The organism is Sulfitobacter sp. EE-36 (genome assembly GCF_000152605.1).
GTDB lineage: Bacteria > Pseudomonadota > Alphaproteobacteria > Rhodobacterales > Rhodobacteraceae > Sulfitobacter > Sulfitobacter pontiacus.
Window position 1 is genome coordinate 2,350,737 of sequence record NZ_CH959310.1, and the last position, 26,019, is coordinate 2,376,755.

At 60.4% G+C, this 26,019-nt stretch carries 24 protein-coding genes; 10 read left to right on the forward strand and 14 right to left on the reverse strand.

What is annotated here, in order from left to right; genetic code table 11:
• Positions 1–34 precede the first annotated feature (34 nt).
• The 3 genes from EE36_RS13985 to EE36_RS13995 form a co-directional block, all read right to left on the reverse strand.
• Complete coding sequence (locus tag EE36_RS13985) at positions 35–1,786, reverse strand: acetolactate synthase 3 large subunit (protein ID WP_037966446.1); 1,752 nt, start codon at positions 1,784–1,786, stop codon at positions 35–37.
• A 334-nt stretch (positions 1,787–2,120) separates the two neighbouring features.
• Positions 2,121–2,783 carry a response regulator transcription factor gene (locus EE36_RS13990; protein WP_005853301.1) on the reverse strand — a complete coding sequence of 221 codons (663 nt, stop codon included), beginning with the start codon at positions 2,781–2,783 and terminating at the stop codon, positions 2,121–2,123.
• Positions 2,784–2,815: 32 nt separating this feature from the next.
• A complete protein-coding gene (locus EE36_RS13995) occupies positions 2,816–4,219 on the reverse strand; it encodes a cache domain-containing protein (RefSeq protein ID WP_005853302.1) in 1,404 nt (467 codons plus the stop codon).
• A 260-nt stretch (positions 4,220–4,479) separates the two neighbouring features.
• Here EE36_RS13995 and EE36_RS14000 point away from each other — a divergent pair, with 260 nt between their 5' ends.
• From EE36_RS14000 to EE36_RS14010, 3 genes are all read left to right on the forward strand, one after another.
• Positions 4,480–5,568, forward strand: a complete 1,089-nt coding sequence (locus EE36_RS14000; RefSeq protein WP_005853304.1) for a TRAP transporter substrate-binding protein — start codon at positions 4,480–4,482, stop codon at positions 5,566–5,568.
• Between the two features lie 141 nt (positions 5,569–5,709).
• A complete protein-coding gene (locus tag EE36_RS14005; protein WP_005853306.1) occupies positions 5,710–6,678 on the forward strand; it encodes a TRAP transporter small permease subunit in 969 nt (322 codons plus the stop codon).
• Positions 6,679–6,693: 15 nt separating this feature from the next.
• Positions 6,694–9,048, forward strand: a complete 2,355-nt coding sequence (locus EE36_RS14010) for a TRAP transporter large permease subunit (RefSeq protein ID WP_005853308.1) — start codon at positions 6,694–6,696, stop codon at positions 9,046–9,048.
• A gap of 97 nt (positions 9,049–9,145) precedes the next feature.
• Here EE36_RS14010 and EE36_RS14015 read toward each other — a convergent pair whose 3' ends face one another.
• The 3 genes from EE36_RS14015 to EE36_RS14025 all read right to left on the reverse strand — a co-directional run bounded on the left by EE36_RS14015 (position 9,146) and on the right by EE36_RS14025 (position 10,960).
• Positions 9,146–9,967 (reverse strand): arginyltransferase, encoded by an 822-nt coding sequence (locus tag EE36_RS14015; RefSeq protein ID WP_005853310.1) that lies wholly within the window; start codon positions 9,965–9,967, stop codon positions 9,146–9,148.
• A 67-nt stretch (positions 9,968–10,034) separates the two neighbouring features.
• Positions 10,035–10,484: an RDD family protein gene (locus EE36_RS14020; RefSeq protein WP_009826952.1), complete on the reverse strand. Its 450-nt coding sequence runs from the start codon at positions 10,482–10,484 to the stop codon at positions 10,035–10,037.
• Between the two features lie 74 nt (positions 10,485–10,558).
• Positions 10,559–10,960, reverse strand: a complete 402-nt coding sequence (locus tag EE36_RS14025; protein WP_005853314.1) for a DUF2852 domain-containing protein — start codon at positions 10,958–10,960, stop codon at positions 10,559–10,561.
• A gap of 227 nt (positions 10,961–11,187) precedes the next feature.
• On the opposite strand from EE36_RS14025, the gene EE36_RS14030 reads away from it, so the two are divergent.
• The 5 genes from EE36_RS14030 (at position 11,188) to EE36_RS14050 (ending at position 16,865) form a co-directional block, all read left to right on the forward strand.
• Entirely contained in the window at positions 11,188–14,001 is a 2,814-nt protein-coding gene (locus tag EE36_RS14030) for a bifunctional [glutamine synthetase] adenylyltransferase/[glutamine synthetase]-adenylyl-L-tyrosine phosphorylase (RefSeq protein WP_005853316.1), read from the forward strand.
• Entirely contained in the window at positions 13,998–14,270 is a 273-nt protein-coding gene (locus EE36_RS14035; RefSeq protein ID WP_005853318.1) for a hypothetical protein, read from the forward strand. The genes EE36_RS14030 and EE36_RS14035 overlap by 4 nt, the downstream gene beginning before the upstream one ends.
• Before the next feature lie 148 nt (positions 14,271–14,418).
• Entirely contained in the window at positions 14,419–15,036 is a 618-nt protein-coding gene (locus EE36_RS14040; RefSeq protein WP_005853320.1) for a DUF6778 family protein, read from the forward strand.
• A gap of 57 nt (positions 15,037–15,093) precedes the next feature.
• Complete coding sequence (locus EE36_RS14045) at positions 15,094–16,320, forward strand: RSP_2647 family RNA methyltransferase (RefSeq protein ID WP_005853322.1); 1,227 nt, start codon at positions 15,094–15,096, stop codon at positions 16,318–16,320.
• Positions 16,320–16,865: an RSP_2648 family PIN domain-containing protein gene (locus EE36_RS14050; protein WP_005853324.1), complete on the forward strand. Its 546-nt coding sequence runs from the start codon at positions 16,320–16,322 to the stop codon at positions 16,863–16,865. Before EE36_RS14045 ends, EE36_RS14050 begins: the two co-directional genes overlap by 1 nt.
• Here EE36_RS14050 and EE36_RS14055 read toward each other — a convergent pair.
• The 6 genes from EE36_RS14055 to EE36_RS14080 form a co-directional block, all read right to left on the reverse strand.
• Positions 16,862–17,545: a M48 family metalloprotease gene (locus tag EE36_RS14055; RefSeq protein ID WP_009826958.1), complete on the reverse strand. Its 684-nt coding sequence runs from the start codon at positions 17,543–17,545 to the stop codon at positions 16,862–16,864. The genes EE36_RS14050 and EE36_RS14055 overlap by 4 nt on opposite strands.
• A gap of 111 nt (positions 17,546–17,656) precedes the next feature.
• Positions 17,657–18,082, reverse strand: coding sequence for an OsmC family protein (locus tag EE36_RS14060; RefSeq protein ID WP_005853328.1), 426 nt, complete (start codon positions 18,080–18,082; stop codon positions 17,657–17,659).
• An 84-nt stretch (positions 18,083–18,166) separates the two neighbouring features.
• Positions 18,167–19,354, reverse strand: a complete 1,188-nt coding sequence (locus EE36_RS14065) for a VWA domain-containing protein (RefSeq protein WP_005853329.1) — start codon at positions 19,352–19,354, stop codon at positions 18,167–18,169.
• A 3-nt stretch (positions 19,355–19,357) separates the two neighbouring features.
• Positions 19,358–19,531: a hypothetical protein gene (locus EE36_RS14070; protein ID WP_005853331.1), complete on the reverse strand. Its 174-nt coding sequence runs from the start codon at positions 19,529–19,531 to the stop codon at positions 19,358–19,360.
• An 18-nt stretch (positions 19,532–19,549) separates the two neighbouring features.
• Positions 19,550–20,914 (reverse strand): DUF2927 domain-containing protein, encoded by a 1,365-nt coding sequence (locus tag EE36_RS14075; protein ID WP_005853333.1) that lies wholly within the window; start codon positions 20,912–20,914, stop codon positions 19,550–19,552.
• A gap of 335 nt (positions 20,915–21,249) precedes the next feature.
• A complete protein-coding gene (locus EE36_RS14080) occupies positions 21,250–22,089 on the reverse strand; it encodes a MoxR family ATPase (RefSeq protein WP_005853335.1) in 840 nt (279 codons plus the stop codon).
• A gap of 163 nt (positions 22,090–22,252) precedes the next feature.
• Here EE36_RS14080 and dksA point away from each other — a divergent pair, with 163 nt between their 5' ends.
• Positions 22,253–22,675 (forward strand): RNA polymerase-binding protein DksA, encoded by a 423-nt coding sequence (gene dksA, locus EE36_RS14085; protein WP_037945012.1) that lies wholly within the window; start codon positions 22,253–22,255, stop codon positions 22,673–22,675.
• Positions 22,676–22,788: 113 nt separating this feature from the next.
• A complete protein-coding gene (locus EE36_RS14090; protein ID WP_005853339.1) occupies positions 22,789–23,958 on the forward strand; it encodes an FAD-dependent monooxygenase in 1,170 nt (389 codons plus the stop codon).
• A 13-nt stretch (positions 23,959–23,971) separates the two neighbouring features.
• On the opposite strand, the gene EE36_RS14095 is transcribed toward EE36_RS14090, so the two are convergent.
• Positions 23,972–25,021, reverse strand: coding sequence for an ornithine cyclodeaminase (locus tag EE36_RS14095; RefSeq protein WP_005853341.1), 1,050 nt, complete (start codon positions 25,019–25,021; stop codon positions 23,972–23,974).
• 21 nt (positions 25,022–25,042) lie between these two features.
• On the reverse strand, positions 25,043–25,963 hold the full coding sequence (gene rocF, locus EE36_RS14100; protein ID WP_005853343.1) for an arginase: 921 nt from the start codon (positions 25,961–25,963) through the stop codon (positions 25,043–25,045).
• Positions 25,964–26,019 lie beyond the last annotated feature (56 nt).

The window sequence follows — 26,019 nt, forward strand, 5'->3', positions numbered from 1 at the left end:
CCGCGCCGATGTGTTTCCTTGTGCCGTTGGCGGCTTAGACCAAGACCGATCCTTTGGCGTCGATCACACCTTGCGTATCGACACCGGCCAGCATCATGTCGTTATGCGCTTTGCCCGACGGGATCATCGGGAAACAGTTTTCGTGTTTTTCCACCAGACAGTCAAAGATCACCGGACCGTCATAATCGAGCATCTCCATGATCGCGTCGTCCAGATCATCGGGGTCCGAACAGATGATCCCCTTGGCCCCGAAGGCTTCGGCCAGCTTGACGAAATCGGGCAGGGATTCAGACCAGCTTTGGGAATAGCGCTCGCCGTGCAGCAGCTCTTGCCACTGGCGGACCATGCCGAGGCGTTCGTTGTTCAGGATGAACTGTTTCACCGGCAGACCGTATTGCATGGCGGTGCCCATTTCCTGCATGTTCATCAGCCAGGAGGCTTCGCCCGCAACGTTGATGACCAACGCCTCAGGATGCGCCATCTGCACGCCGATGGAGGCCGGGAAACCATAGCCCATGGTCCCCAACCCGCCAGAGGTCATCCAACGGTTCGGATCCTCGAAACCAAGGTATTGCGCGGCCCACATCTGGTGCTGGCCCACCTCGGTGGTGACATAGCGGTCACGCCCCTTGGTCAGCGCTTCAAGTCGCGAGAGCGCGTATTGGGGTTTGATGATCTTGCCCTTTTGTTCGAACTTGAGGCAGTCAACGTTGCGCCATTCCTCGATCTTCTTCCACCATTTGCCAACGGCTTCGGTGTTTGTCTTGCGGCCGCGCGATTTCCAGACCTTAAGCAGATCTTCCAGCACATGGCCCACGTCGCCGACGATAGGGATGTCCACGCGGATGATCTTGTTTATCGACGAGGGGTCGATGTCGATATGCGCTTTCTTGGATTTCGGGCTGAACATGTCGACAACGCCGGTGATCCGGTCGTCGAAGCGCGCGCCGATGTTGATCATCAGATCGCAGTCGTGCATCGCCATATTGGCCTCGTAAAGACCATGCATGCCGAGCATCCCCAACCATTTGTCACCCGACGCCGGATAGCTGCCAAGCCCCATCAAGGTGGAGGTGATGGGAAAGCCTGTCGCCTCGACCAATTCGCGCAGCAGTTGCGACGCCGCAGGGCCGGAGTTGATGACGCCGCCGCCGGTATAGAAAATCGGGCGCTTGGCGGTTTCGATGGCGGCCACCAGTTCGGTGATCTCGGTCATGTCGCCTTTGACGGGCGGCTGGTAATGCGAGGTGGACGGCTTCTTGGGCGTGTATTCCCCCGTGGCGAATTGCACGTCTTTCGGGATGTCGACCAGAACGGGGCCGGGGCGCCCGCTGGTGGCCACATGGAACGCCTCGTGCAGGACGCCGCCCAGCTTGTCGGTCTCTTTCACCAGCCAGTTGTGCTTGGTGCAGGGGCGGGTGATGCCCACGGTATCGGCCTCTTGAAACGCGTCAGAGCCGATCATGAAGGTCGGCACCTGACCTGTCAGGACCACCAGCGGAATGGAATCGAGCAAGGCATCCGTCAGGCCGGTCACCGCATTGGTGGCACCGGGGCCCGAGGTGACAAGAACAACGCCCGGTTTACCGGTCGAGCGCGCATAGCCTTCGGCGGCATGCACCGCCCCTTGTTCGTGACGCACCAGCACGTGTTTGATGCTGTTTTGTTGGAACACCTCGTCATAGATCGGTAGGACAGCGCCGCCGGGATAGCCAAATACGGTATCGACACCCTGATCAATCAGGGCTTGAACGATCATTTTCGCTCCGGTCATTTTACGTGTCATCTTGGTGCTCCGTCAGGCGGTGGTTTATCAAAAAATACGTTGCGCAAAAAAAAGCCCCCGATTTTGACGGGGGCGCATGGTGACTATTATGGTCTGCCGTTACCGGCCCATGCGCGTGTGTCTTAGAATGACGACGATATCTGTCAAAGCTAGATCTGTCATAGCCAAAGGCCCCTCATTGCGTGCATGGACATTATGAGCGCCACAAAGGGGCGTCAATGCTCTATTGTCGATAAAAGTGTCGCTGGGTGCAAAAAATCTTTTCATTTATTGCGCGAAATCCTGAATTTTCTAATTTTTGCAAAATTGGGGGCATTTCTCGGGCCGATATCAGCTAGAGTCGCACTCCGGTCCCTTGCAGCACGCCGTGTTCCATCGCATAGCGCGTCAGCCCTGCGGTGGAAGAGATGCCAAGCTTGCGTTTGATATTCTTGCGGTGGGTTTCGACGGTGCGCACAGAGATATCCAAGGTCAGCGCGACCTCTTTGTTGGATTTCCCCTGTGCCAGTTGCAACAGGATCGTCTGTTCGCGTTCGGTCAGGGATTCACGCGCGGCATCCTTGGGTTCAAGCGACCCTTGCGCGCCGGTGCACAGATACCGTTCGCCGCGCATCACCGTATCGATCGCCAGCTTGATCTCGTCCGTCGGCACATCCTTGAGGATATACCCCATAGCACCGTGGCTCAGCGCCGAAGAGATATATTCGGGGTTGTCATGCATCGACAGGATCACGATGCGGGTGTCGGGCTGGCGTTCCAGCAAAATCTCGGTCGCGGACAGCCCGCCGATCTCTGGCATGTTGAGGTCCATGAGGATCACATCAGGGTCCAGTTCCGCGACGCTCTCAATCGCGGCGCGGCCATTGGGCAGACAGCCGACCACATTGATATCGTCATAGCTTTCAAGAATGGACTGGATGCCCTCGGCGACCATCGGGTGATCGTCAACGATCATCACTTTGATCAACGCGGGCGGCTGGGTGTCTGAAAGGGTCATGGGGCAGCTTTCGGGAAGGGGCATATCAGGGCTTAGGGCAGGGCGGTTGGCGGCGGGCGCAGCATATGGGTCAGCGGGACGGTGGCGGTAATCTCGGTGCCGCCTTGGGCAGAGGTTTGCATGGTCAGCGTGCCGTCTAGCTGCTCGATCCGCTCTTGCATATTGCGCAGGCCCAACCCCCCGGCGGTGGAGCGTGTCTTGGCCAGCCCCAGCCCGTTGTCAGAGATCGACAGCGTCGCGCCCTGTCGGTGACCGCGCAGATCGACGATAACTTCGGTGGCGCGGGCGTGGCGTTCGATATTGGTCAGCGCCTCTTGCGCGATCCGGTAAAGCGCGATCTTGGCCTCGTCGTCCAAGCGGTTGCGGAATACCACGGTGTCAAAGCGGCACTGAATTCCGGTGCGCAGGGCGAATTGTTCGACCAGCGTTTTCAGCGCGGGACCAAGGCCGAGATCATCCAGAATACTGGGGCGCAGGTCGCGGCTGATGCGGCGCACTTCGGCGATGGACTGTGCAAGGCTGTCGATCCCCTTTGCCAAAGGCTCTGCCGCGCGGGCATCGCCCCTTTCCAGCCGGCGTCGCGCGTTGTCGAGCGCATAGCGCACCCCCACCAAGATCTGGCTGATGCCGTCATGCAGTTCGCGCGCCACGCGGCCGCGCTCTTCCTCTTGGGCGTCAAATACCCGCTGCGTCAGCTTTTTGAGCTTCGCATCCGCAAGCCGCCGTTCACGCAGGTTGACCAGCATGCCCGTGCCAAACACCAGCAGCAGGGCGGTCACCGTAATAACGCCGATATAGAAGAACGTACGCTGCACCCGCGCCTGCACATCGGATCGCGCCGCGGCCCCGCTGGCAAGCACGTCGTCGATGAACACACCCGTCCCAACGGCCCACTGCCAGCTGGGAAAAGAGGTGACATAGGTGATCATCTGCGCATCCTCTCCGGTAGAGGGTTTGGGCCACATATAGGTGTGATACCCGCCGCCACTACGCGCGATGCGGATCAGCTCGTCCACCACGGGCGTGCCGTCGCTGTCCGTCTCGCCGGCAAAGTTGCGGTTGATCCGGTCGGTCTGGCGCGGGCTGACAAGGGCGGTGCCGTCGTAGTCATAGACAAAGAACTGACCTTCCTCGCCATAGATCATCGCCGCGAGGATCTGCGCCACCTGCGATTTCGCCGCCCCGTCATCAGGAGAGGCGGACCCGTAGACAAAGTAGAACCCGTTGCGCGCCTGTGTCACATAATTGCGCAGCTCTACCTTCTTGGCGTCCAGCAACTGCTGCTCGAGCGTTGAAATCTCGCGGTCGGCCACCGCGCGCGCCTGCAGTGCCACGACAAAGGCAATCGCCGTCACCGCCAGCACCAGCGGCACAGAGGCGATGAGCGTCAGCTTTTGGGCGTAGGTGGGGGCGATCATGAAAGACGGGCGGCGCATGCAGCGCTGATACTGGGAAATCCACGCGAATCAAAGTGCTAGATGCAGTCACAATTCACCCGCTATACGCGTGTATGCACAACATATGGCAGGTGCGGCGGGAGATTTGCCGCATATTTGGGCGGTAAATCTGCACGCTCTACGCAGTAGTTGGTATTTTCAACCATTCGCTTTTGCGTAGAGTGAACGACACTTGAAATGACCCGCGCGCATATAATGAAGCGCGGGCACCCTCATATAACTCGGGAGGAGTATCCAATATGGACCGTCGTTCATTTCTGAAGACATCCGCGCTTGGCGGGTCTGCCGCCGCTGCATCGACACTGGCCGCACCGCTGTACGCCCAAGGCAAACGCACGCTGACCATGGTCACCGCATGGCCCCGTGGCTTTGCCGTGCTTGATGACGCCGCGACCTACCTCAACAACATGGTTAACGAGATGTCTGACGGCACGTTGACCATCGAAAAGAAAGCCCCGGGCGAGCTGGTCGGCGCGTTCGAGGTCTTTGACGCCGTTTCCTCCGGTCAGGCGGACATGTATCACGCGGCTGACTACTACTTCATCGGCCAGCACCCCGGTCTGGCGTATTTCACCGCCGTGCCTTTCGGTGCCACAGCACAAGAGCTGACCAACTGGTATCTGCACGGTGGCGGCCATGACCTGCACAACCAGATCGGTGAAATCTTCAACATGAAGATGTTCCTCGCCGGTAACTCCGGTTCGCAGTCCGGTGGCTGGTTCCGCAAGGAAATCAACTCTGCCGCGGACTTCAACGGCCTGAAATTCCGTATGCCCGGTCTGGGTGGCAAGGTGCTGGGTAAACTGGGCGCGTCTGTTCAGAACATCCCCGGTGGCGAACTGTATCAGGCGCTGTCCTCGGGCGCGCTTGACGGGCTCGAGTGGGTTGGCCCCTTCGCGGATGAGCGCGCCGGCTTCCAGGAAGTCGCCAAGATCTACTATACCGCTGGTTTCCACGAGCCAGGATCGGGCCTTACTGCATCGGTCAACCTTGATGTCTTCAACGACCTGACACCGGCGCAGCAGAAGATCATCGAATATGCATCGATGGCGACCACGCACACCGGTCTGGCCGAAACACTGGCCAACAACGGTGCCGCATTGGCACGTCTGCAGCAGCAGGGTGTGAAAACCATGCAGTTCCCCGATGATGTCTGGGATGCATTCGGTGCGGCCTCCAAAGAGGTTATGGACGAGAACATGGACGACTCCCTGTTCGCCGACATCCGCAACAGCTTTGAATCCTCGCTGTCCGCATCGGCTGAATGGCTGTCCAAATCCGACGCCTACTATGTCGAACAGCGCCAGCGCGTTCTGGGCAAAATGTAAGCCATCCCCACGGGATGACAGGGGGGCTGCCTTTGGGCGGCCCCACACGCGACTTTGCGATCCGGAAAACGGGCGCGCAAAGCGAGGATAATTTTCGCACCAAGCCCACACTGAAACCGGGCGGGCGAAGGGGGGATATCAATGGCAGAAGATGCAGTATGCGCTGGATTTTTCCGCGCGGCGGAAGGGGCCAAGATCAGCTGCTTGGACCAGTTCCAAGAGGGCAACCTGATCAGCTTCATTCTGGGCAACCTACTTGAAGCGTTCTACAATTTCTTTGCAGCGGTGCTGAACCCGTCCATGTGGCTGGACTGGTCCAACAGCGAAGCCTTGATGCGGTTTATCTATTACGGTGCCTCGGTAGAGCTGTTCTTTGTCTTGCTCGTCGGACTGCTGATTGTCACGGCTGTCGGCATCTGGAAACGCAGCTTTATGTGGGGCTGTGTGCGCGGGCTTGAAGGCTTCGCCAATGTCACCGGGCGTTTCTTTGCCTGGGCCGGGCTTTTGATGGTGCTGCAACAGATCATCATCGTCTTCATGCAACGTATTTTCACCCGGCCCGATATCTCTATCGGCTTTGGTATTCCGCTGCAGTTCGACATCAGCTGGTTTGCGGAAGAGTTGAAGCTTTTCAATGCTTTGGTCGTCTGTCTTTGTGTGTCCTACACCTTTGTACAAGGCGGGCATGTGCGCGTTGACCTCTTCTATGCCGGCGCAAAATTCCGTACCAAGCGCGTGATCGACATGTTCGGTGCGCTGTTCTTCATGATCCCCTTCGCGATTGTCACATGGCTTTATGGCTGGTTCTTCCTGTGGCGCCATCTGGTGACACCGAACCCATCGGCCTCTGACCGGTTGGAGCTGCTGCTACGCAAGGCGCGCTTGCTCAAGTGGAACGTGGAAACCATCGGCTTTTCGCCCAACGGGTTCAACGGCTACTTCTTGTTCAAGATCCTGCTGTGCGCCTTCTGCGCAATGGTGATCTTGCAAGCAATATCAGTGTTTTATCGCGCTTTGTTAGAGTTCCGTGAAGGGCCTGAAAGCGAAGATAAATATCTCGACCGCGATACGTTGGGCGAGGGCGAAGAAGCCTATGAGGGCACACATTAATTCAAGGGGCGTCCCATGCTATTTGGTCTCGACGGGGTCGAAATTGGCCTGATCATTGTTTTTGCCTGCCTCTTTGGCGGCATCCTGTCCGGTTTCCCGGTGGCCTTTGCCATCGGCGGTGCTGGCATCATCTCTTTCGGTATCATCGCCGCACTCGATAGTGCGGGTCTGATGGTGCATCAGGCGATTGACCAATCGTCGCAAGCCTATCGCGATCTGGTGAACTCGGGCGTTCCCAATGACGCGGTATCGAAATTCCGCTATCCAGATTTGCCGCTGATCGGTGAATCTGTCTTCCCCCAAGGCTGGGAAGTCGCGCTGGACCGGAACGTCAGCTTTATCGTGAACCGTATGAACGAACGCGTTCTGGCGGGGCAGTCGATCGAGACGTTGCTGGCGGTTCTGATGTTCGTTCTGATGGGCATCACGCTTGAACGCTCCAAGATCGCGAACGACTTGTTGACCACGATGGCGCGCGTCTTCGGCCCGCTGCCCGGCGGTTTGGCGGTATCGATTGTGGTTGTGGGCGCGTTTCTTGCGGCCTCCACCGGGATCGTGGGTGCGACGGTTGTAACCATGGGGCTGCTGGCGCTGCCGACCATGTTGCGCAACAACTATTCGCCTGAAATTGCGACAGGTGTCATCGCAGCCTCCGGTACTTTGGGCCAGATCATTCCGCCGTCCATCGTTATCGTCCTTCTGGGCACATTGGCGGGCGATCTATACTCCGCCGCCCAGGAAGCGCGTGCCACCGCCGTAGGCTGTACCGATGCGCTGACCTACTTGGGCCAGCCCGCGGTTGTGTCTGTGGGGACGCTGTTCCAGGCCGCGTTGCTGCCGGGGATCATGCTGGCGTTGCTTTATGCGCTTTACGCCTTTGTTTATGCGCTGCTGAACCCTGAAAAGGCTCCCGCCGTGCCGATGGGGGCGACCAATGCCGAACCCATCACGCGGGGCGAAGGCTTTACCTGGTTCCTTGGCATGCCAGCCCTGCTGATCGTGGGCACGATTGTTCTGGGCAACCTTGGCATCGTGGGCAGCCAGTCGACTGTCGTGTCCAGCTTTAGCGACATCGGGCAGGGCGCCAGCCTGCGTACCAACGTCGGCGAGGCCTGTCAGGCCGCGATGATCGAACTGCATGGGCAAAGCGCATGGGATCAAGCGGTAACCGAGCAAGCCGCGATCGAGGCGGCGGGCGGTCAACAGGCCAGCGAAAAGCTGACCGAAGAAGCGCTGGCCGCCAAGCAGGCTGAAAAGATCGCCAATGCCGCCCCCATCGGGACCGGTGTTGCGATCATCCTGATCCTGCTGGCGCTGGTCATGACCACCGGTCGCGGTGTCGCACCATCGGCGGACAAACGGCCGCTGATCATCGGTGGCATCGGTCTGGTGCTGACACTGCTGGTCGATATCCTGCTGGTCGGTCCGGCTACGTCCTCGGGCGCGATGGTGCTGCTGATGGCGCTGCCTTTCGTGGCTGTCATGTATGGCGTGGTCTATGCGCTGAAGCTTTGCGCCGGTAACGAGCTGATCCGCGTGGTCTTCCCGCCGCTGGTCCTGATCGTTGCGGTACTGGGGTCGATCCTTGGCGGGATCACCAACCCGACGCCCGCTGCGGCCTTGGGGGCAGGTGGCGCGATCATGCTGGCCGCCTATCGCAAGCTCAAGGATATGGACCGGTCGCCCAAGGTGATCATCTGGTCCACCCTGGCCATCCTGATCGCGATCCTTGTCGGCGTGAACTTTGACCTGCGCATCAACCAAGAGGGCGTGAGCGTGGAAAGCTGGTTTGCCTTCTTCGTCGCCTATGGCGCGTATCTATACGCGGTGTTCGGTCTGCTGTTCTCGTGCTGGATCCTCTATACCTCGGGCGTGCTGAGCCCCGTGGTCCGCGAGACGGCCAAGGTGACCTCAATGGTGTTTACCATCCTGATCGGGTCGCAGTTGCTGAACCTTGTGGTGATCTCCTTTGGTGGCGAGCACTACATCCAGCAGTGGCTGAAAAGCTTCGACAACGAGCTGACGGTCTTCCTGATCGTGATGCTGGTGCTCTTTGTGCTGGGCTTCGTGCTCGACTTCCTCGAGATCATCTACATCGTGATCCCGATTGTCGGGCCGGTGATCTACGGCGGCACCTTCGACCCGAAGTGGGTGACGATCATGATTGCGGTGAACCTGCAAACCTCGTTCCTGACACCGCCCTTCGGCTTCGCGCTCTTCTACCTGCGCGGCGTAGCCCCCGCGAGCGTCACCACTTCGCATATCTATCGCGGGATCATTCCTTTCGTCTTGATCCAGGTCGGAGCACTGGCGCTGTTGTGGATGTTCCCGGTCATCGTGACCATCGTGCCGGACCTGATCCCCAATTGATCTGGGGTCAGGCCACCACAAAAACAAAAGGCACCCTGCGGGGTGCCTTTTTCGTTTCAGCGGGCGACAGCGGCTCAATGTGCCGCAGCGCCACGGTTTACCCTTTGGTCGGGCTCAGATCGGGGAGGGCGATATTGGCCACCTGTTCGGCAATCGGGTCGGTGTTCAGCGGATGCTGTTCGGGTTCGAAATCATCGGGGTTGCGCATCTTCTGCCACGCGCCGCCCATATAGACCTCAAGCCCCGAGAACTTGGCCTTATAGCCCATCTTGGGGCTGCCGGGCACCCAATAGCCCAGATATACATAAGGCAGACCCGCCGCACGGGCGATTTCGATGTGGTCAAGGATGATGTAATTGCCCAACCCGTCACGGGGCCGGTCAGGGCTGTAGAACGAATAGACCATGCTCACCCCGTCATCGAGCACATCTGTCAGGCAGACGCCAATCAGCTCGCGGGTTTGGGTATCGGTATATTCGATCACACGGCTGCGGATCGGGGTTTCCTCGATCATCGCGGCGAATTCGAAGACATCCATATCGGCCATGCCACCGTCCGCATGGCGGCTGTCAAGATAGGTGCGGAAGAGGTCGTATTGCTCTTCCGTGGCCCAAGGCGAAGTCGCCCGCCGCGTCAGCCCCGCGTTGCGCTTGATCGTGCGCTTCTGGCTTTTGCTGGGGGTGAAGTCGGCTACGTTGATGCGCGCCGACAGACAGGCCGCGCAATCCGTGCAAGACGGGCGATACAGTACATTCTGCGACCGCCGGAAGCCTTGCCCCGACAGGCTGTTATTCAGCTTGGTCGCAGAGTCGCCTTGCAGCGCGGTGAACAGTTTACGTTCCATCCGGCCGTCCAGATACGGGCAGGGCTGGGGCGCAGTCACATAGAACTGCGGAGCGATGGGAAGTGTATGGCGCATGAAAATCCGTTGTTGTTCGGAGGAAATTCTAACAACTGGTCCAAAGCGCGCCAAGCACAAGTTTGGGTCAGTTCACGCTTTCGACACGACGGTTCAGCGGGACTGTGCCGAGGATCACGTCGCTCAGGCTCTGATGGCGCGAGGTGGCGCAGATCAGAATGATCGAAATCACCTGCAAAGGCATCATGGCAACGCTGACCGTATAGCCCGAAGTATGCAAGAACGCCGAGGCCAGATCCAGCGGTTCATCGCGCGCCGTGCGCAATTCCATGCCGAACAGGCGCATGCCCCAAGTGGCCGACCCGCTGGCAAGCGTCGCCACACGATAGGTAAAGCCCACCATCAGCATCAGCAGCGGGAAAAAGAACAGGCCGGTGAAGGCGGTGAACGGCAGGATCAACACGCTGGCGATCAGCACCAACAGGGCGTCCACAACCCAAGCCATGAACCGCTTGGTCGGAATACCGCTATAGAATTCAGGCTGGTCGAATGGATCGGGGGTGGTGGGGGTCATCATGTCCTGTCCCTTGAGAAAATCGCCCCCCCCCGCCAAGGCGGAGGGGGTGTTGATTGAACGCGCAGGCTTTAGGCCTATTGCGCATCATCGTCGTTTTTGGAGCCTTCGGCCATGAACTGGTCGAACTCTGCCTTGTCCTTGGCGTCGCGCAGACGGCTCAGGAAGGCTTCAAAATTGGTTTGCTCTTCCTCCAGACGGGCCAGGGTGTCGGCCTTATAGGCATCAAAGGCGGCGTTTCCGGTTGAACGTCCGGTGATAGACCCACGGCGGGCGCGTTTGCTGCAAGACGAAGATTTAAACATGCGTTTGCTCCAGATCATATAGGCAAGAAGGGCAAGGCCAAGCGGCCAGAAAAGAATGAAACCGACAACCATGGCGGCGATCCAGGCACCTTTGCCCTTGTCGTCAAGAAAGTCCTCGGTACGGCCCAGCCAACTGCGTTGTGCGGTGTAGGTGGGTGCATAGGTCTGTGTCATCAAGTTCCCTTTCGGTCAGAGTGTGGTGGCCCTGAACGCTGCGGGCCGGTGCGGTGGCGGGCAATGTAAATGCCTTTCACATCACAATAGATCGGAGCGCGCCCTAAGGTTTGCAAGGGATAATGTAAATCTTTTTTACATTATTTGGATTTGCACGTGTTTGGTGGGGGTTAGCAGGTGCCACGGTGCCATTGACGACGGGCATAGAACCAGCGAATGCTTGGCGTATGAGAACACTTGCCAGTCAGACCACCCGCTGTCCCCGCATCTTTACGGCCGATCAGGCGCAGGATGCGCGCGCGCTCTTTCCCGATGCGTCGCCCGAAATTGCCGCGCTTGTGGCGGGGGCGGGATCGACGTCGCCCTATCTTCTGGGGTTGATGCAAAAGGAAACCGACTGGTGTCATGCGGCCTTCGATGATCCCGCAGGGGCGGTGCAGCAGGTGATCGACAGCGCGGGCGCGGTGCCTCCGGACCAGTTGTCCAGTCATCTACGGCAAGGCAAGCGGCGCGTGGCGCTGATGACGGGGCTGGCTGATCTGGCGGGGGCTTGGTCGCTGGAGGAGGTGACCGGCGCGCTGACCGATTTCGCCGACGCCGCCGCCCAAGCCGCGCTGACCGCAGGGCTGAAAGCGCAGATCAAACGTGGAAAGCTGCCCGGCATGTCGGAAGAGGACGCCGACAGCGGCGCAGGCATGGTCGTGCTGGCTATGGGCAAGATGGGCGCGCGCGAGCTGAATTATTCGTCCGATATCGATCTGATCTGCCTGTTCGACGAAACGCGCTTTGACGCCAGCGATTTTCACGACGCCCGCACCGCCTTTGTCCGCGCCACCCGCGCGATGAGCGGGACGCTCAATGATCTCACGGGCGAGGGCTATGTCTTTCGCACAGACCTGCGGCTGCGGCCTGATTCCGGTGTGACGCCCGTGTGCATCGCGATGGAAGCGGCAGAACGGTATTACGAAAGTCTGGGTCGCACATGGGAGCGTGCCGCCTATATCAAGGCACGCCCTGCGGCGGGCGATCTGGCGGCGGGTGATCAGTTCCTTTCGGTGCTGCGACCCTTCGTCTGGCGCAAGCATCTGGATTTTGCCGCGATTCAGGACGCCCATGACATGCGCCTTGCGATCCGCGAGCACAAAGGGTTGGGGGGCAGTGTCTCGCTTTCGGGGCACAATATGAAGCTGGGACGCGGCGGTATCCGCGAGATTGAATTTTTCACCCAGACCCGTCAGTTGATCGCCGGTGGGCGCGACGCTGATCTGCGCGTGCGCGGCACCTGCGACGGCATGGCCGTGCTGGCGGAAAAGGAATGGATCCCCTCAGAAGTGGCCGAGACGCTGTGCGATCACTACCGCGCGCATCGCACCGTGGAACACCGCGTCCAGATGATCCGTGACGCCCAGACCCATACATTGCCCCAAACGGAAGAGGGGTTCGACCGGCTGGCCGCGATGATGGATATGGATGTCCCCGCGCTGCGCAGTGACCTTGAACGGCGGCTGGATGAGGTTCACCAACTGACCGAAGGGTTCTTTGCGGGCTCGACCTCACGCCCTGAAGCGGCTGCCGCGCCCGAGGAACATGTCTTTGACGCCGCGATTGTGGACCGTTGGCTGAACTACCCCGCCTTGCGTAGCGCCCGGGGGGCGGAGCTATTTGCAGAGCTGAAACCCGGATTGCTGGCGCGTCTCGCACGGGCCACCAAACCGGACGAGGCATTGCTGGCCTTTGACGGCTTTCTTGGTGGGCTGCCCGCGGGGGTGCAGTTGTTTTCTTTGTTGAAGATCAACCCGCAACTCTCTGATTTGCTTGTTGATATCGTCAGCGCGTCACCTGCGCTCGCTGCCTATCTGTCGCGTAATGCGCAGGTGTTCGACGCGGTGATAGGTGGGGATTTCTTCAGCGAATGGCCGGCAGAAGACGCTTTGGTCGACAGTCTGACAGAGGTGCTGGAGGCCGAAGAGGATTATGAGGCGCGGCTGGATACCTGTCGTCGATGGGCCAAGGAATGGCATTTCCGTATCGGGGTGCATCACCTGCGTGGGCTGATTGATGCCGCGACGGTGGGGGCGCAATATGCCGATCTGGCGCGGGCGGTGTTGCGCGGGCTCTGGCCGGTGGTGATCGACGAATTCTCGCGCCGCCACGGGCCGCCGCCCGGGCGCGGCGCGGTGCTGGTCGGGATGGGGTCACTTGGCGCGCGCCGCCTGACCGCTGCCTCTGATCTGGATATGATTGTGGTTTACGATTCCGCTGGCGTCGAAAGCTCTGACGGCAAGCGCCCGCTGGCGTCGCGGCTGTATTATGCGCGGTTGACGCAGGCGATGATCACCGCGATGACCGCGCGGATGGCCCAAGGCAAGCTCTACGAAGTGGACATGCGCTTGCGCCCGTCGGGGACGCAGGGGCCGGTCGCGACCAGTTTAGCGAGTTTTGAAAGCTATCAGATGGGGCAGGCCTGGGTGTGGGAGCATCTGGCCCTGACCCGCGCCGATTGTGTGACCGGCCCCGATGATCTGATGCAGGATGTGGCGCGCCTGTGCGACAAGGTGCTCGCCCGTTCGCGCGACCGTGCCGATACCCTGCACGAGGTCGCGGCGATGCGCGCACGTCTGGCAACGGCCAAGGCGGCGGGCGGCATCTGGGATGCCAAGAACGGGCCGGGGCGCTTGCAGGATATCGAATTGCTGGCGCAGGCCGGGGCCTTGCTGGCGGGCACCACGGCGCGGGATATCACCTCTGCGCTTGGGGATGCGGAGGCGCAGAACGTCATCACCGCCGATCAGGCAGAGGTGCTGCGTCGCGTCTACCGCACCTGTTGGGCGCTGCAATCCGCGACGCGGTTGCTGTCATCCTCTGTCCTGCGCGAGGATTCTCTGGGGCAGGCGGGTTTGCGGTTTCTATGCCGCTCCCTCGATGTGGACACGCCCGAAGAACTGCACGCGCATCTCGCGCAAAGCTACGATCAGGCTGCGACGATCATCGCCGATGCATTGGCGGCTTATGTGGACAAAGCGAACGGGGGCGCGACATGAGCAAAGGGGACCCCAACGATCCCAAAGGGCTGATCTTTGAATCCTACCGCATAGAGGGGATCACCCAGGCGGAGTGTCGGTCAATCTTTCTGGATTGGGCGCTCAGCCTGCCAGCGGAAGCGGATACCAAAGCCGCCCTGCGCGCCTTGTTGAACAGCGTGGCAGCAGAGAACCAAGACCATCCCATGACCCAAGTGATGCAAGAGGGGTTGATCGACATGGCCACGCCCCGGCGGCGCGGCGGCTGGCGCACCCGACCGCGCAGCTAGACAGGCCGACATTAAGGCGCAAACGTGCCGAAATACCCTAATGATGCCTTAGGTTTTGAACATTATTGCCCCATTCCTGCCTTAATTGAGCAGCATTACCGTTACATGGCTGCACAATCCGTATCGTCAGCAGCTTTTGGAGGGGTAAATGAAACATCATAAACTGTTGATCGCTTTGGCCTGTGCCGCTGCCGTGTCCGGTTGTGCACCGGCGGATATTGCCAGCCGGAATGCGATGTATGACACATCCTCGACCCGCATGTCCTTGCTGGACAATCTGAACGCCTACCAGCCCGATACGTTGCTGGACGCGGTGCATATCCAGCACACCAACGTCTCTGTGCCCGATCACCTGCGGGTCGCACAAGCGCCAAGCCTGCTGCAATCGGCCGACATCGTCTGGCATGGCGAAGCAGACACGGACCGCCGCGATCAGGTGCGCGCGATCTTCGAGGCCGCGATCCGCCAGGGGGCAGTGACCGCCTATGGTCCCGTGCCCGCCGCGCTGGAGGTCGAGGTCTTGCGGTTCTACAACCCCGCCTCTGAAGCCCCGTCGGCAGAGTTTATCCTGACCGTTGTCGATGCCCGCAATGGCAACCCGCTGGCCGAGCCCCGTCAGGTCGCGGTAGAGCTGAGCAGCTTTGCGCCCCCCGTCGCAGAGGCGCAGCCGGACAATGCGGTGATGATCCATGATCTGGCCCGTGCGATCGAACAGCAGCTCGCCACACCGGGCAGCTATAAACGCACGAAGCTTGCCGCCTATTAAGGCAGCAAGCGAACTCTGCGCTTCCCCAAACGCGCGGAACCGACTAATGGGGGCGGTATGACAACGCCCCTTTCCCCTCCCGCTTCGACCGACCCTTCCGATTTGCCTGTGGTGCGCCTGCTGCCCAAGGCGAATGCCCGCGCCATCCGGCACGGGTTTCCTTGGGTTTATGCCAACGAAATGGTCACCGACCGACGCACCAAGGCGCTTGCGCCCGGCAGTCTCGCGCTGCTGGAAGACAGTGCCCGTCAGGTGATGGGGGTGGTCGCGGTGAACCCGGCCTCCAAGATCTTCTGCCGGATGCTGGACCAGAACGCGCAAGCCGTGGTGAACCAGAACTGGTTCGAGGCCCATATCAACCGCGCCGTGCAACTGCGTGACCAGATGTATGACGCGCCCTATTACCGGTTGATCCACGCCGAAGCCGATGGGTTGCCCGGTGTGGTGATCGACCGCTTTGGCGATACGGCCGTCATTCAGGCCAACGCCGCATGGGCCGATGTGCATATCGATGCGCTGACAGCAGCGCTGGTGGAACAAACCGGCGTGCGCCACGTGCTCAAGAACGCGTCGGGCCGGACTCGCAGTCTTGAAGGGCTGGATGACGTAAGCGGTGTGCTGCAGGGCGAGGCTCCAAGCGCGCCTGTGCAAGTGCCGATGAACGGCGCGATCTATATGGCTGACCTCACCGGCGGCCAGAAAACCGGCCTGTTCTACGACCAACGCCCCAACCACGCCTTCGCGGCGAACCTGACCAAAGGCAAACGCGTGCTGGATGTCTTCGCCCATGTTGGGGGGTTCTCACTCGCCGCGCTGGCACATGGCGCGTCTTCTGCGGTTGCGGTCGACGGATCGGCACCCGCGCTTGAGCTGGCGCAGCAGGGCGCGGAGGCTATGGGCGTCACGGACCGCTTTGCCACGCGCCAGGGCGATGCCTTTGACATCCTGACAGCACTGCGGGCCGAGGGCGAAGAGTTCGACGTGGTGATCTGCGATCCGCCCGCCTTTGCCCCCGGTAAACCCGCGCTTGAAGCCGGTCTGCGCGCCTATGAACGTGTGGCGCGTCTGGCGGCGCAACTGGTGGCCGAAAACGGCGTGCTGGGTCTGTGTTCCTGTTCCCATGCGGCGGATCTGACGCAGTTCCGCACCGCATCTGTGCGCGGTATCGGTCGTGCGGGACGGCGCGCGGCGCTGCTGCATACCGGTTTCGCCGGACCTGACCACCCGCAGCTGCCGCAACTGGCCGAGACGGGATACCTCAAGTCGTTGTTTTTCCGCCTGTAATGGCGGTGCGCATCCTGATTGACGCCTGCGTGCTCTATCCCACCGTCATGCGCGAGATGGTGATGGGCGCGGCGCGGGCGGGGGTGTTTGAACCGCTGTGGTCCGCGCGTCTGTTGGAAGAATGGGCGCGCGCCGCGATCAAGCTTGGCCCCGAGGGCGAGGCACAGGCACGCGCAGAGATTGCCTTGCTGCGCGCCGCCTGGCCCAAGGCGGAAGTGCCCCCGAGCCCCGGTGTGGCGGCACGGCTGTACCTGCCGGATGAGAACGACGTGCACGTGCTCGCCGCCGCGATCACCGGCCATGCCGATATTATCATGACACTGAATGCCAAGGATTTTCCCCGTGGCACGCTGGCTGAGGAGGGGTTGGCGCGGGTCGATCCCGACAGCTATCTACACGGCGTCTGGCTGGCGCGGCCTGAGGTGATGGAAGCTGTAGCCGCCCATGTTCTGGAAGAGGCACGCCGTCTGTCAGGCCACCCGTGGGAGATGCGACCGTTGCTGAAGAAAGCACGGCTGCCGCGGCTGGCAAAGGCGCTTGGTTAACGGTCCCAGGCGGTTTGCAGCGCAGTAAGAGCGCCGATCCTGTCTGCGGTCTTCGGGTGGCTCAGCAGCCAGGCGGGGGCGGTGCCGTGGTTGCTTTGGGTCAGCGCCTCCAGCTTCTCGAACAAGGAAATCTGTGGCGCGATGCCGATACCCGCTTTGGTCAGCAGGGCGGCGGCATAGGCGTCTGCCTCGTATTCATCGCTGCGCGACAGGCGCGCGGCCAGGAGCGTGGCCAGCATATTGGCGATCCAGATGCCGACACCGGGGAGGATACGCCCCAAGATCATCCCAAGCGCCGCGCGCATGGCATTCTGCCCAGAAAAATCGATCATCCGTCGCCGTGAATGCCCCAAGGCCACATGGCCGAGCTCATGTGCAATCACGCTCGCGAGCTCCTCGGCGGTGACGGCGCCGGATTTGAATTTCTCGTAAAAACCGCGGGTAATAAAGATCCGCCCATCGGGGGCGGCAAGACCATTGACGGGGGCGACTTCGTAGATATGGACCTTGATCCGCGGCAGATCGAGGGCGCTGGCCAGTTTCGAGGTCATCTCGCGCAGGGCAGGGTCGAGCAGTTCTGTCGATTTTTCATCCAGTTCCTTCGCGGTGCGCCAAGCGGAAAAGCGATACATGGCAAGCCCGTAGAGCACGGCGAGAAGTATGGGGAGGATGCGGATCATGCACCCAATATGGACGCAGGTACGCGGGGTGCAAGGGTGGAATGAGTATTTGGGAAAAGGGTGAAGGGGTCGTGGTAGGGGCCGCGAGCGGGCGCGGCCCCTGGGGTAGGGTCAGGACAGTTTTGCGTCCATCGTGATTTCGGCAGTCATCAGTTTGGAGATGGGGCAATTCTCCTTGGCGGTTTTAGTCGCCTCTTCGAACTGCTCTTGTGTGGCGTTGGGGATGACACACGCCACATCAAGGTGGATCTTCGGCACATGGAAGCCGCCGTCTTTTTGTTCAAGGAAGACCGTGGCCTTGGTTTCGATGCTATCGGCGACCAGATCGTAGTCTTCAAGGATCATCGACAGCGCCATTGAAAAACAGGACGCATGGGCCGCGCCGATCAGCTCTTCGGGGTTGGTGCCGTCTTTGCCTTCGAAACGGGTGTTAAATCCGTAGGGTTGGTCACTGATCACGCCGGTCTGGGTGGAGACATGGCCTTTGCCCTCTTTGAGGTTGCCTGTCCATTTTGCGGAGCCTGATTTCTTGATCATGGGAATTCCTTTCACCATTTGGGTTCATGGTGAAAACGCGGGGGCGCGGTGGAATGTTCCGATCTGTGGTGGGGTGGCGGCTGATTACCGGGTCAGGGTCTTCATCCCGCGGCTCAGCCCTTCGAGGGTCATGGGCACCATTGCCTCTGCGCCAAAGATTTCCTGCACCATTTTGATGGATTGTGTGTAGGGCCAGTATTTCTCGGGGATCGGGTTGATCCAGAGGTTGCTGTTCCATTGTTCGCGCGCCCGAGAGAGCCAGACCGATCCGGCCTCGGCGTTCCAGTGTTCATTGGCGCCACCGGGGTAGGCGATTTCGTAAGGGGACATGGACGCGTCGCCCACAAAGATGCATTTGTAATCCGGCCCGTAGGTGCGCAGCACTTCCATCGTGTCCAGCTGTTCTGTCCAGCGGCGGCGGTTGTCGCGCCAGACGCCTTCATACAGGCAGTTGTGGAAGTAGAAGTGTTCGAGGTGTTTGAATTCGGACTTGGCGGCGCTGAACAATTCTTCGACAGTTTTGATATGCGGGTCCATAGAGCCACCCACATCCAAGAACAGCAGCACCTTGACCGCGTTGCGCCGCTCGGGGCGGGTTTTGACATCGAGGTAGCCATGTTCAGCCGTCGCACGGATGGTGCCGCCCAGATCAAATTCGTCATTGGCGCCGTCGCGGGCCCACCGGCGCAGACGTTTGAGCGCGACCTTGATGTTGCGGGTGCCCAGTTCGACCGTGTCGTCGAGGTTCTTGAATTCGCGTTTGTCCCAGACCTTGACCGCGCGCTGGTGGCGCGATTCATTCTGGCCGATGCGCACGCCTTCGGGGTTGTAGCCATAGGCCCCGAAAGGCGAGGTGCCTGCGGTGCCGACCCATTTATTGCCCCCCTGATGGCGGCCTTTCTGTTCCTCGAGCCGTTTGCGCAGCGTCTCCATCAGCTTGTCAAAACCGCCCGCGGCCTCGATCTCGGCCTTTTCCTCGGGGGTGAGGTGCTTTTCAGCCATTTTTTCCAGCCACTCGTGCGGGATGTCCACGGCCTCCATCACATCGTCGAGGCTGATGTTTTCGAGGCCCGAGAAGGCAGCCGCAAAGGCGCGGTCGAACTTGTCGATGTTGCGTTCGTCTTTGACCATGCTGGTGCGCGCGAGATAGTAGAAGGCATCGACATCATAGGTCGCGAGCCCGGCTGCCATCCCGTCGAGAAAGGCGAGAAACTCGCGCATGGACACCGGCACCTTGTGTTGGCGCAGTTGGTCAAAGAACGGCAGAAACATGAATTACGCTCCGGTTAGGACTCGGTCCAGAACGACTGTAAGGATCATGCCGACGATGATAAAGGCCATCGCAAACCCGGCCGCATATTGTGCGATATCCTTGCGGTTGCCGTTGCGTTTTCGGGCGGTCAGCCCCCCGATAACAGCGCCGATCACGGCGAGAAGTATGACGATCATTTTAACCCGTTTCGCTAGTTATTTGAGCGGGTTAAGAGACGCGATCTCGCGCATTTTGGCCCGCACAGCCCAGTCAGAGCCAAATCCGTACCGTGCCCAGCCCAAACTGTCCAGTCTGACGGCCTGTGCCTCGGCCGCGCGGTTTTCAAGCTCGAGCGCTTCGGCACGCAGCAACAGCAGGGTGCTGAGCAGGGCGGCGTTCTCGCGTCGGCGTGCGGTGTCGATATGCGGCGCGATCAGACGTAGCGCTTCGGCACCCTGACCCTTGGAGACCGAATAAGCCCCCAGTTGCGTCGCCACATAGGCGCGGTGCAGATCGGTGCCGGGGGTGCGGGCGTAGAAGAGGTCGGACATCTTGTATTGTTCATGCGCGGCTTCGGCATCACCCGATTGCAACGCGCGTCCCATGGCGTAATGGGCAAACGCGCGGCGGTGATCCTGCCAGCCTAGGCTTTGTGCGATCTTGATAGCGCTATAGGCCGCGTCTTGGCGTTGCCCGCTGGAGCGTCCGGGCCCGAGCGCGCCCTGAACGGCGGCATTCCAGGCGCGGGGGGTGCGGGTCAGGAAGCGTGCTTTGGTCGATGTGCCGCCCGGATTGATCCGTGCCAGAATACCCGGCAGGGCGTTTGCCACTTGGCCCCGTGTCATGCCCGACCGCAGCGCCGGATCGTAGTAGGCGCGCAGGATCATCATATCAAATCCGGTCAGCACCGTATGCACGTTGTCATCGTTAAAGACGGAATCCGGCAGGCGGTAGAGATCGTTGAGCGGACCAAGCGCTTGGGCCAGTTCTTCGTGCAGACAATCGCGGACCTCTTGCGGGCTGGCGTCATTCGGGATGAAGATCGACACGCGGCTGCGGGTTTTCAGCAAGGACCAGTTGGTCTGCGCGGTGCGGCGGACTTTCTTGTATTCATCAAGGCTGCTGACATTCGGGGCCACAAAACATGCGGCCTGGGGTAGCACCTTGCTGATGGTGCGACGGCTGACAGCTTCGACGGTGATATTGGCATTCGGGCCGCTGGTGGGGCTGATGTCGATGCGGGCCTCCTGCCGCAAGCGATTGAGCAGCGCGGTCAGATCGGGGCCAAGGGTCGGAGGCGGCGCACCGATGACGCGCACGGTGACCGGACCTTCGAAACGGGTGAAAACGGGGAGCTCCTTGCCGCTTTCCATGCGGAACGACAGTTCGATAAAATCGAGGCTGAGGTCGTTGTTGGAGCGCGGTGCCGGCAGCGATTGATGCACGGTGAACCGTTTCATCGCGGGCAAAGAAGAGGTTGAGGCGGGTTCCATCGCGGCGCGGGTCACCACACCGGGATGCGAGGCCGGAACGCAGGCGCTGATCGCCAGCATCAAGGGCAGCAAAAGGTATTTCTTCATGGATGCGACCCCGTTGTGGCAGGTGCAGGGACCGCGAGGACAACTTTAACAGTCTCCAACACGCGGCGCACGAACGGAGCAAAAATCATATCCATCATCTACCTGACTGCCCTTTTGAGCTGATTACAGGTGTTTTTCGCCCGCCATCCAGACCATTCTAGGGAGCAACCATGTCAAAACAGAGAAAAATGTTAACAAATAAGGCAGGCTTATGACCATCGTTGCTTAGACGTCACAAATAGGACGGGCGCGTTTGCTGCCTTGAAATAACGCGCGAGCGGTTGGATATTCGCTTTATGCGGGATCAGGGCGCGGCGCACCGCGCCCCTTTGGGGTCACTTTTGCGCGCGTGCCATGAAGGCAAGCCGTTCGAACAGATGCACGTCCTGTTCGTTTTTCAGCAGCGCACCGTGCAACTTTGGCAGGGCGGACTTGCCGTCTTTTTTCAGATCGGCGGCATCCATATCTTCGGCCAGCAACAGCTTGAGCCAATCCAGCACTTCCGACGTGGATGGTTTTTTCTTCAGCCCTTGCTGTTCGCGGATTTCGTAGAATTGGGTCAGCGCCGTGGTCAACAGGGCTTCCTTGATGCCGGGGTGGTGGACCTCGACGATCTTGCGCAGTGTGTCCATCTCGGGGAACTGGATGTAGTGGAAGAAGCAACGGCGCAAAAAGGCGTCGGGCAGCTCTTTTTCATTGTTCGAGGTGATGATGACGATGGGGCGGTTTTCGGCTTTGATCGTCTCGCCGGTCTCGTAGACGAAGAATTCCATCTTATCGAGCTCTTGCAAAAGATCGTTGGGAAATTCGATGTCGGCCTTGTCGATCTCGTCGATCAGCAACACGGTTTTGCCTTCGGCCTCAAACGCCTGCCACAGTTTGCCCTTGCGGATGTAGTTTTTGACATCATGCACACGCTCTTCGCCAAGCTGGCTGTCGCGCAGGCGGCTGACGGCGTCATATTCGTATAGGCCCTGTTGCGCACGGGTGGTCGATTTGATGTTCCATTCGATCATGGGCAGGCCAAGGGCGGCTGACACTTGTCGGGCCAGTTCCGTTTTACCTGTGCCGGGCTCACCTTTTACAAGCAGAGGTCGTTCCAGCGTTACAGCCGCATTCACCGCAATCGTGAGGTCATCTGTGGCGACGTAATCTTGAGTACCTTGGAATTTCATCTTGTTTTCAACCTTCTTCAACGCGCTATTCTTGGTCCTTAAACCAACAAACATAAGCATTGTGTAGTGACAATCCGCTAACGCTGCGTTAGATGCACGCCACGGGAGTGATGTCGGGAGACGCGCCTTCATGACAGGATTTAAGACCGCGATGGGGAATGATATGAAGCAGGAAGTTTTTTTGGCGGATGGTTATACACCTGCCGAAGACGAGCCGTTCATGAATGATCGGCAAGTCGAATACTTCAGACGCAAACTATTGAACTGGAAAGCCGAGCTGCTGGCGGGAAGCCGGGACACGATCGAGGGCTTGCAAGACGGGACACGCAACATCCCCGATGTGAACGATCGCGCCTCCGAGGAAACGGATCGCGCGCTGGAATTGCGCACACGGGACCGCGCCCGCAAGCTGGTCAGCAAGATCGACGGGGCGCTGCGCCGCATCGATGAGGGTGAATTCGGCTACTGCTCTGTCACCGGAGAGCCGATTTCGCTGAAACGTCTGGATGCGCGTCCAATCGCCACGATGAGCCTTGAGGCGCAAGAGCGTCACGAGCGCCGCGAGAAAGTCCACCGCGACGATTGATCGTCCGGTAACGGGCTGCAAATGACTGCATTTGCGCGAGAACGATAATGAAAGCGCCGCGGTGAGAGCCCGGCGCTTTTGTGTATGAAGCTGGCAAGACAGGCTAAAGCGAAATGGGCATCAGCAACGCAATCGTTATTGGTGGGGGTATCGGCGGCTTGGCCGCCGCAGCGGCTTTGTCGCGCCGCGGCATGGCTGTCACGCTGCTGGAGCAAGCTCCAGCGATCACCGAGGTTGGTGCAGGCCTCCAGATCAGCCCAAACGGTATCGCGGTGTTGCGAGCGATGGGGCTTGACGCGAAGCTGACCGAACGCGCGGCGGTGCGCGGGCAGGCGGTGGTCTTGCAGGATTATAAGGCCGGCGCGCGGGTGGCGCGGTTGGACCTGATGCGCGGGCAGGGGGCATATCCCTATATGTTCGTGCACCGCGCCGATCTGGTGGACATCCTGCTGGGCGCGGCCAAACGGGGCAATGTGACGGTAGAGCTCGGGGCCGAGGTGGCAGAGGTGACCCCCGGTGCCACACCGCAACTGCGCCTGACCGATGGGTCGCGCCGACGGGCAGAGCTGATCGTTGATGCCAGCGGGATCCACAGCCGGGCGCGTGCGGTGTTGAATGGCGCGGATCAGGCAAAGTTCACCGGTCAGGTCGCGTGGCGCGCCGTTGTGCGCAATGATTTCAACCACCCCGACGAGGCCCATGTCACCATGGGGCCGGGCCGGCATCTGGTCAGCTACCCTTTGCGCGGCGGGCAGCAGGTCAATCTGGTCGCGGTGGAAGAGCGTGAAAGCTGGGCCGCCGAAGGCTGGAACCATGCGGACGATCCGGCAAACCTGCGAAACGCCTTTGCGGGTTTTGGCGGGCGGGCTGCCGCGATGATCAATGCGGTTGAGTCCTGCACGCTTTGGGGGCTCCACCTGCATCCGGTTGCGCAGACGTGGCATCAGGGCGGGGTTGCTTTGCTGGGGGATGCCGCGCATCCGACACTGCCGTTCCTTGCGCAGGGGGCCAATATGGCGCTTGAAGATGCATGGGTGCTGGCCGACAGCGTGCTGAACCACCCCGCAGAACAAGCGCTCGCCCGTTACCAAAGCCTGCGCCAACCCCGTGTTACCCGTGTCGTCAAAGCGGCGGCAGGCAATGCCGCGCGCTATCACTTGCGCCCCGGGCCTTTGCGGTCGGCCGCGCATCTGGGACTGAAACTAGGCAGCACCCTTGCACCTTGGGCGATGGTCGGCGCGTTCAACTGGCTGTACCACCATGATGTGACCGCGCCGAAATAGGCTGCCGTCGCCGTTACTTGGCCCGTTGCAACATGCCGAACAGATCCCGCGGATCTTCGGGGTCGGCCAGCAGGTCAAGCGGGTCGAACAGATCGGTCGCTTTGATCTGGTCGCGCACATAGCGCAGCGCCGAGAAATCCTCGATCGCGAAGCCGACGCTGTCGAACAGGGTGATCTGCTTGTCATCTGTGCGCCCCTGCGCCTGACCGGTCAGCACCTGCCAGATCTCGGTCACAGGGTGATCCGGTTCAAGCTGCTGTATCTCTCCCTCGATCCGGGTCTGCTCGGGATATTCTACAAAAATCCCTGCGCGGTGCAGGATCGCGGGGGCCAGTTCGGTCTTGCCCGGACAGTCGCCGCCGATGGCGTTGATGTGGATGCCGCTGCCGACCATATTATCTGTCAGGATGGTGGCATATTGCTTGTCCGCCGTGCAGGTAGTGACGATCTGCGCGCCCAGCATCGCTTCTTCCGCGGTGTCGCAGGGCACGACCTTGATGCCCAGATCTTGCAGGTTGGCGGCGCATTTGGCGGTGGCGTCCTTGTCGATGTCATACAGCCGGACCTCGTCGATGCCGACAATGGCCTTCATGGCGAGGGTCTGGAATTCGGATTGCGCCCCGTTCCCAATCATCGCCATCACATGCGCGCCCTTGGGGGCAAGCAACCGCGCCACCACGGCAGAGGTCGCCGCCGTGCGCAGCGCCGTCAGCATCGTCATCTCGGACAGCAACACCGGATAACCGTTGGCCACATTCGCCAGCAGGCCAAAGGCGGTCACAGTCTGCAAACCGTCTGCGGTGTTCGAGGGGTGGCCGTTCACGTATTTGAACCCGTAGACCTCGCCGTCCGAGGTCGGCATCAGCTCGATCACGCCTTGTTCCGAATGGCTGGCCACGCGCGGGGTCTTGTCAAACAGCTCCCACCGTTTGAAGTCCGCCTCGATATACTCCCCAAGCCCGATCAGCATGGGTTCAATCCCGATATGGTGAATCAGCTTCATCATATTGTCGACGGAAACAAAGGGCACCAGCGCCTTGTCAGAGGGGGTCAGATTGGTCATGGTCGTGGTCCTTTACTCAAATCAATAGGCGCGGGTGGGGCGGTCGAATACGCGGCGGCCAAAGGCAGAGGCGGCCAGATCGACCATCAGCTGCGCGGTGCGGCCCCGTTCATCCAGAAAGGGGTTCAGCTCTACCAGATCAAGCGAGGTCATCAGCCCGCTGTCATGCAGCATTTCCATTACCAGATGGCCTTCGCGCACGGTTGCACCGCCGGGGACGGTCGTGCCAACCGCGGGGGCAACCGACGGATCAAGGAAATCCACATCAAGCGAGACATGCAGCATCCCGTTCGCCGCAGCGACCTTTTCAAGGAAGGTGTTCAGCGGCGTGGCGATCCCCGTCTCGTCAATCTCGCGCATGTCGACGCGCTGGATAGTGGTTTCCTGCAGGGCCGCACGCTCTGCCGCGTCGACAGAGCGCAGGCCAATGATGGCGATATTGTCATGCGGCAGCGGGTAGGGAAGATCGGGGAAGGCATCAAAGCCCTCGCGCCCTGTTACATAGCCTAAAGGCGTGCCGTGCAGGTTGCCGCTGTCGGTGCTTTCGGGCGTGTGGAAATCGCTATGCGCGTCCAGCCACAGCACAAACAGGGGGCGTTCCTGCGCCTGCGCATGGCGCATCGCGCCCAACACGGTGCCTGAGGCAAGCGCATGATCGCCGCCCATGATGATCGGGGTGCCATCCTGCAAGGCGGCTTGGGTGGCCTCGGCCAGACTGTGAGTCCAGGCGATGGTTTCCTCAAGCGCGTGCAGTTTCGGGTGCTGGCCAGGTGTAAAGGGCGCAGGCGCGACATTGCCACGGTCTGTGACGCTATGGCCCAGGTCGGTCAGCGCGCCCGCCAATCCTGCGGTGCGATAGGCATCGGGGCCCATCAGACAGCCCAACCGGCGCTTGCCGCTATCCAGCGGGGCCCCAAGAAGAATACAGTTTTGTCCAGACATGGGTGAGATCCTTTCGTCAACGTTTCCAAGACGATATCTAGCTGGTCTGGTCAGAA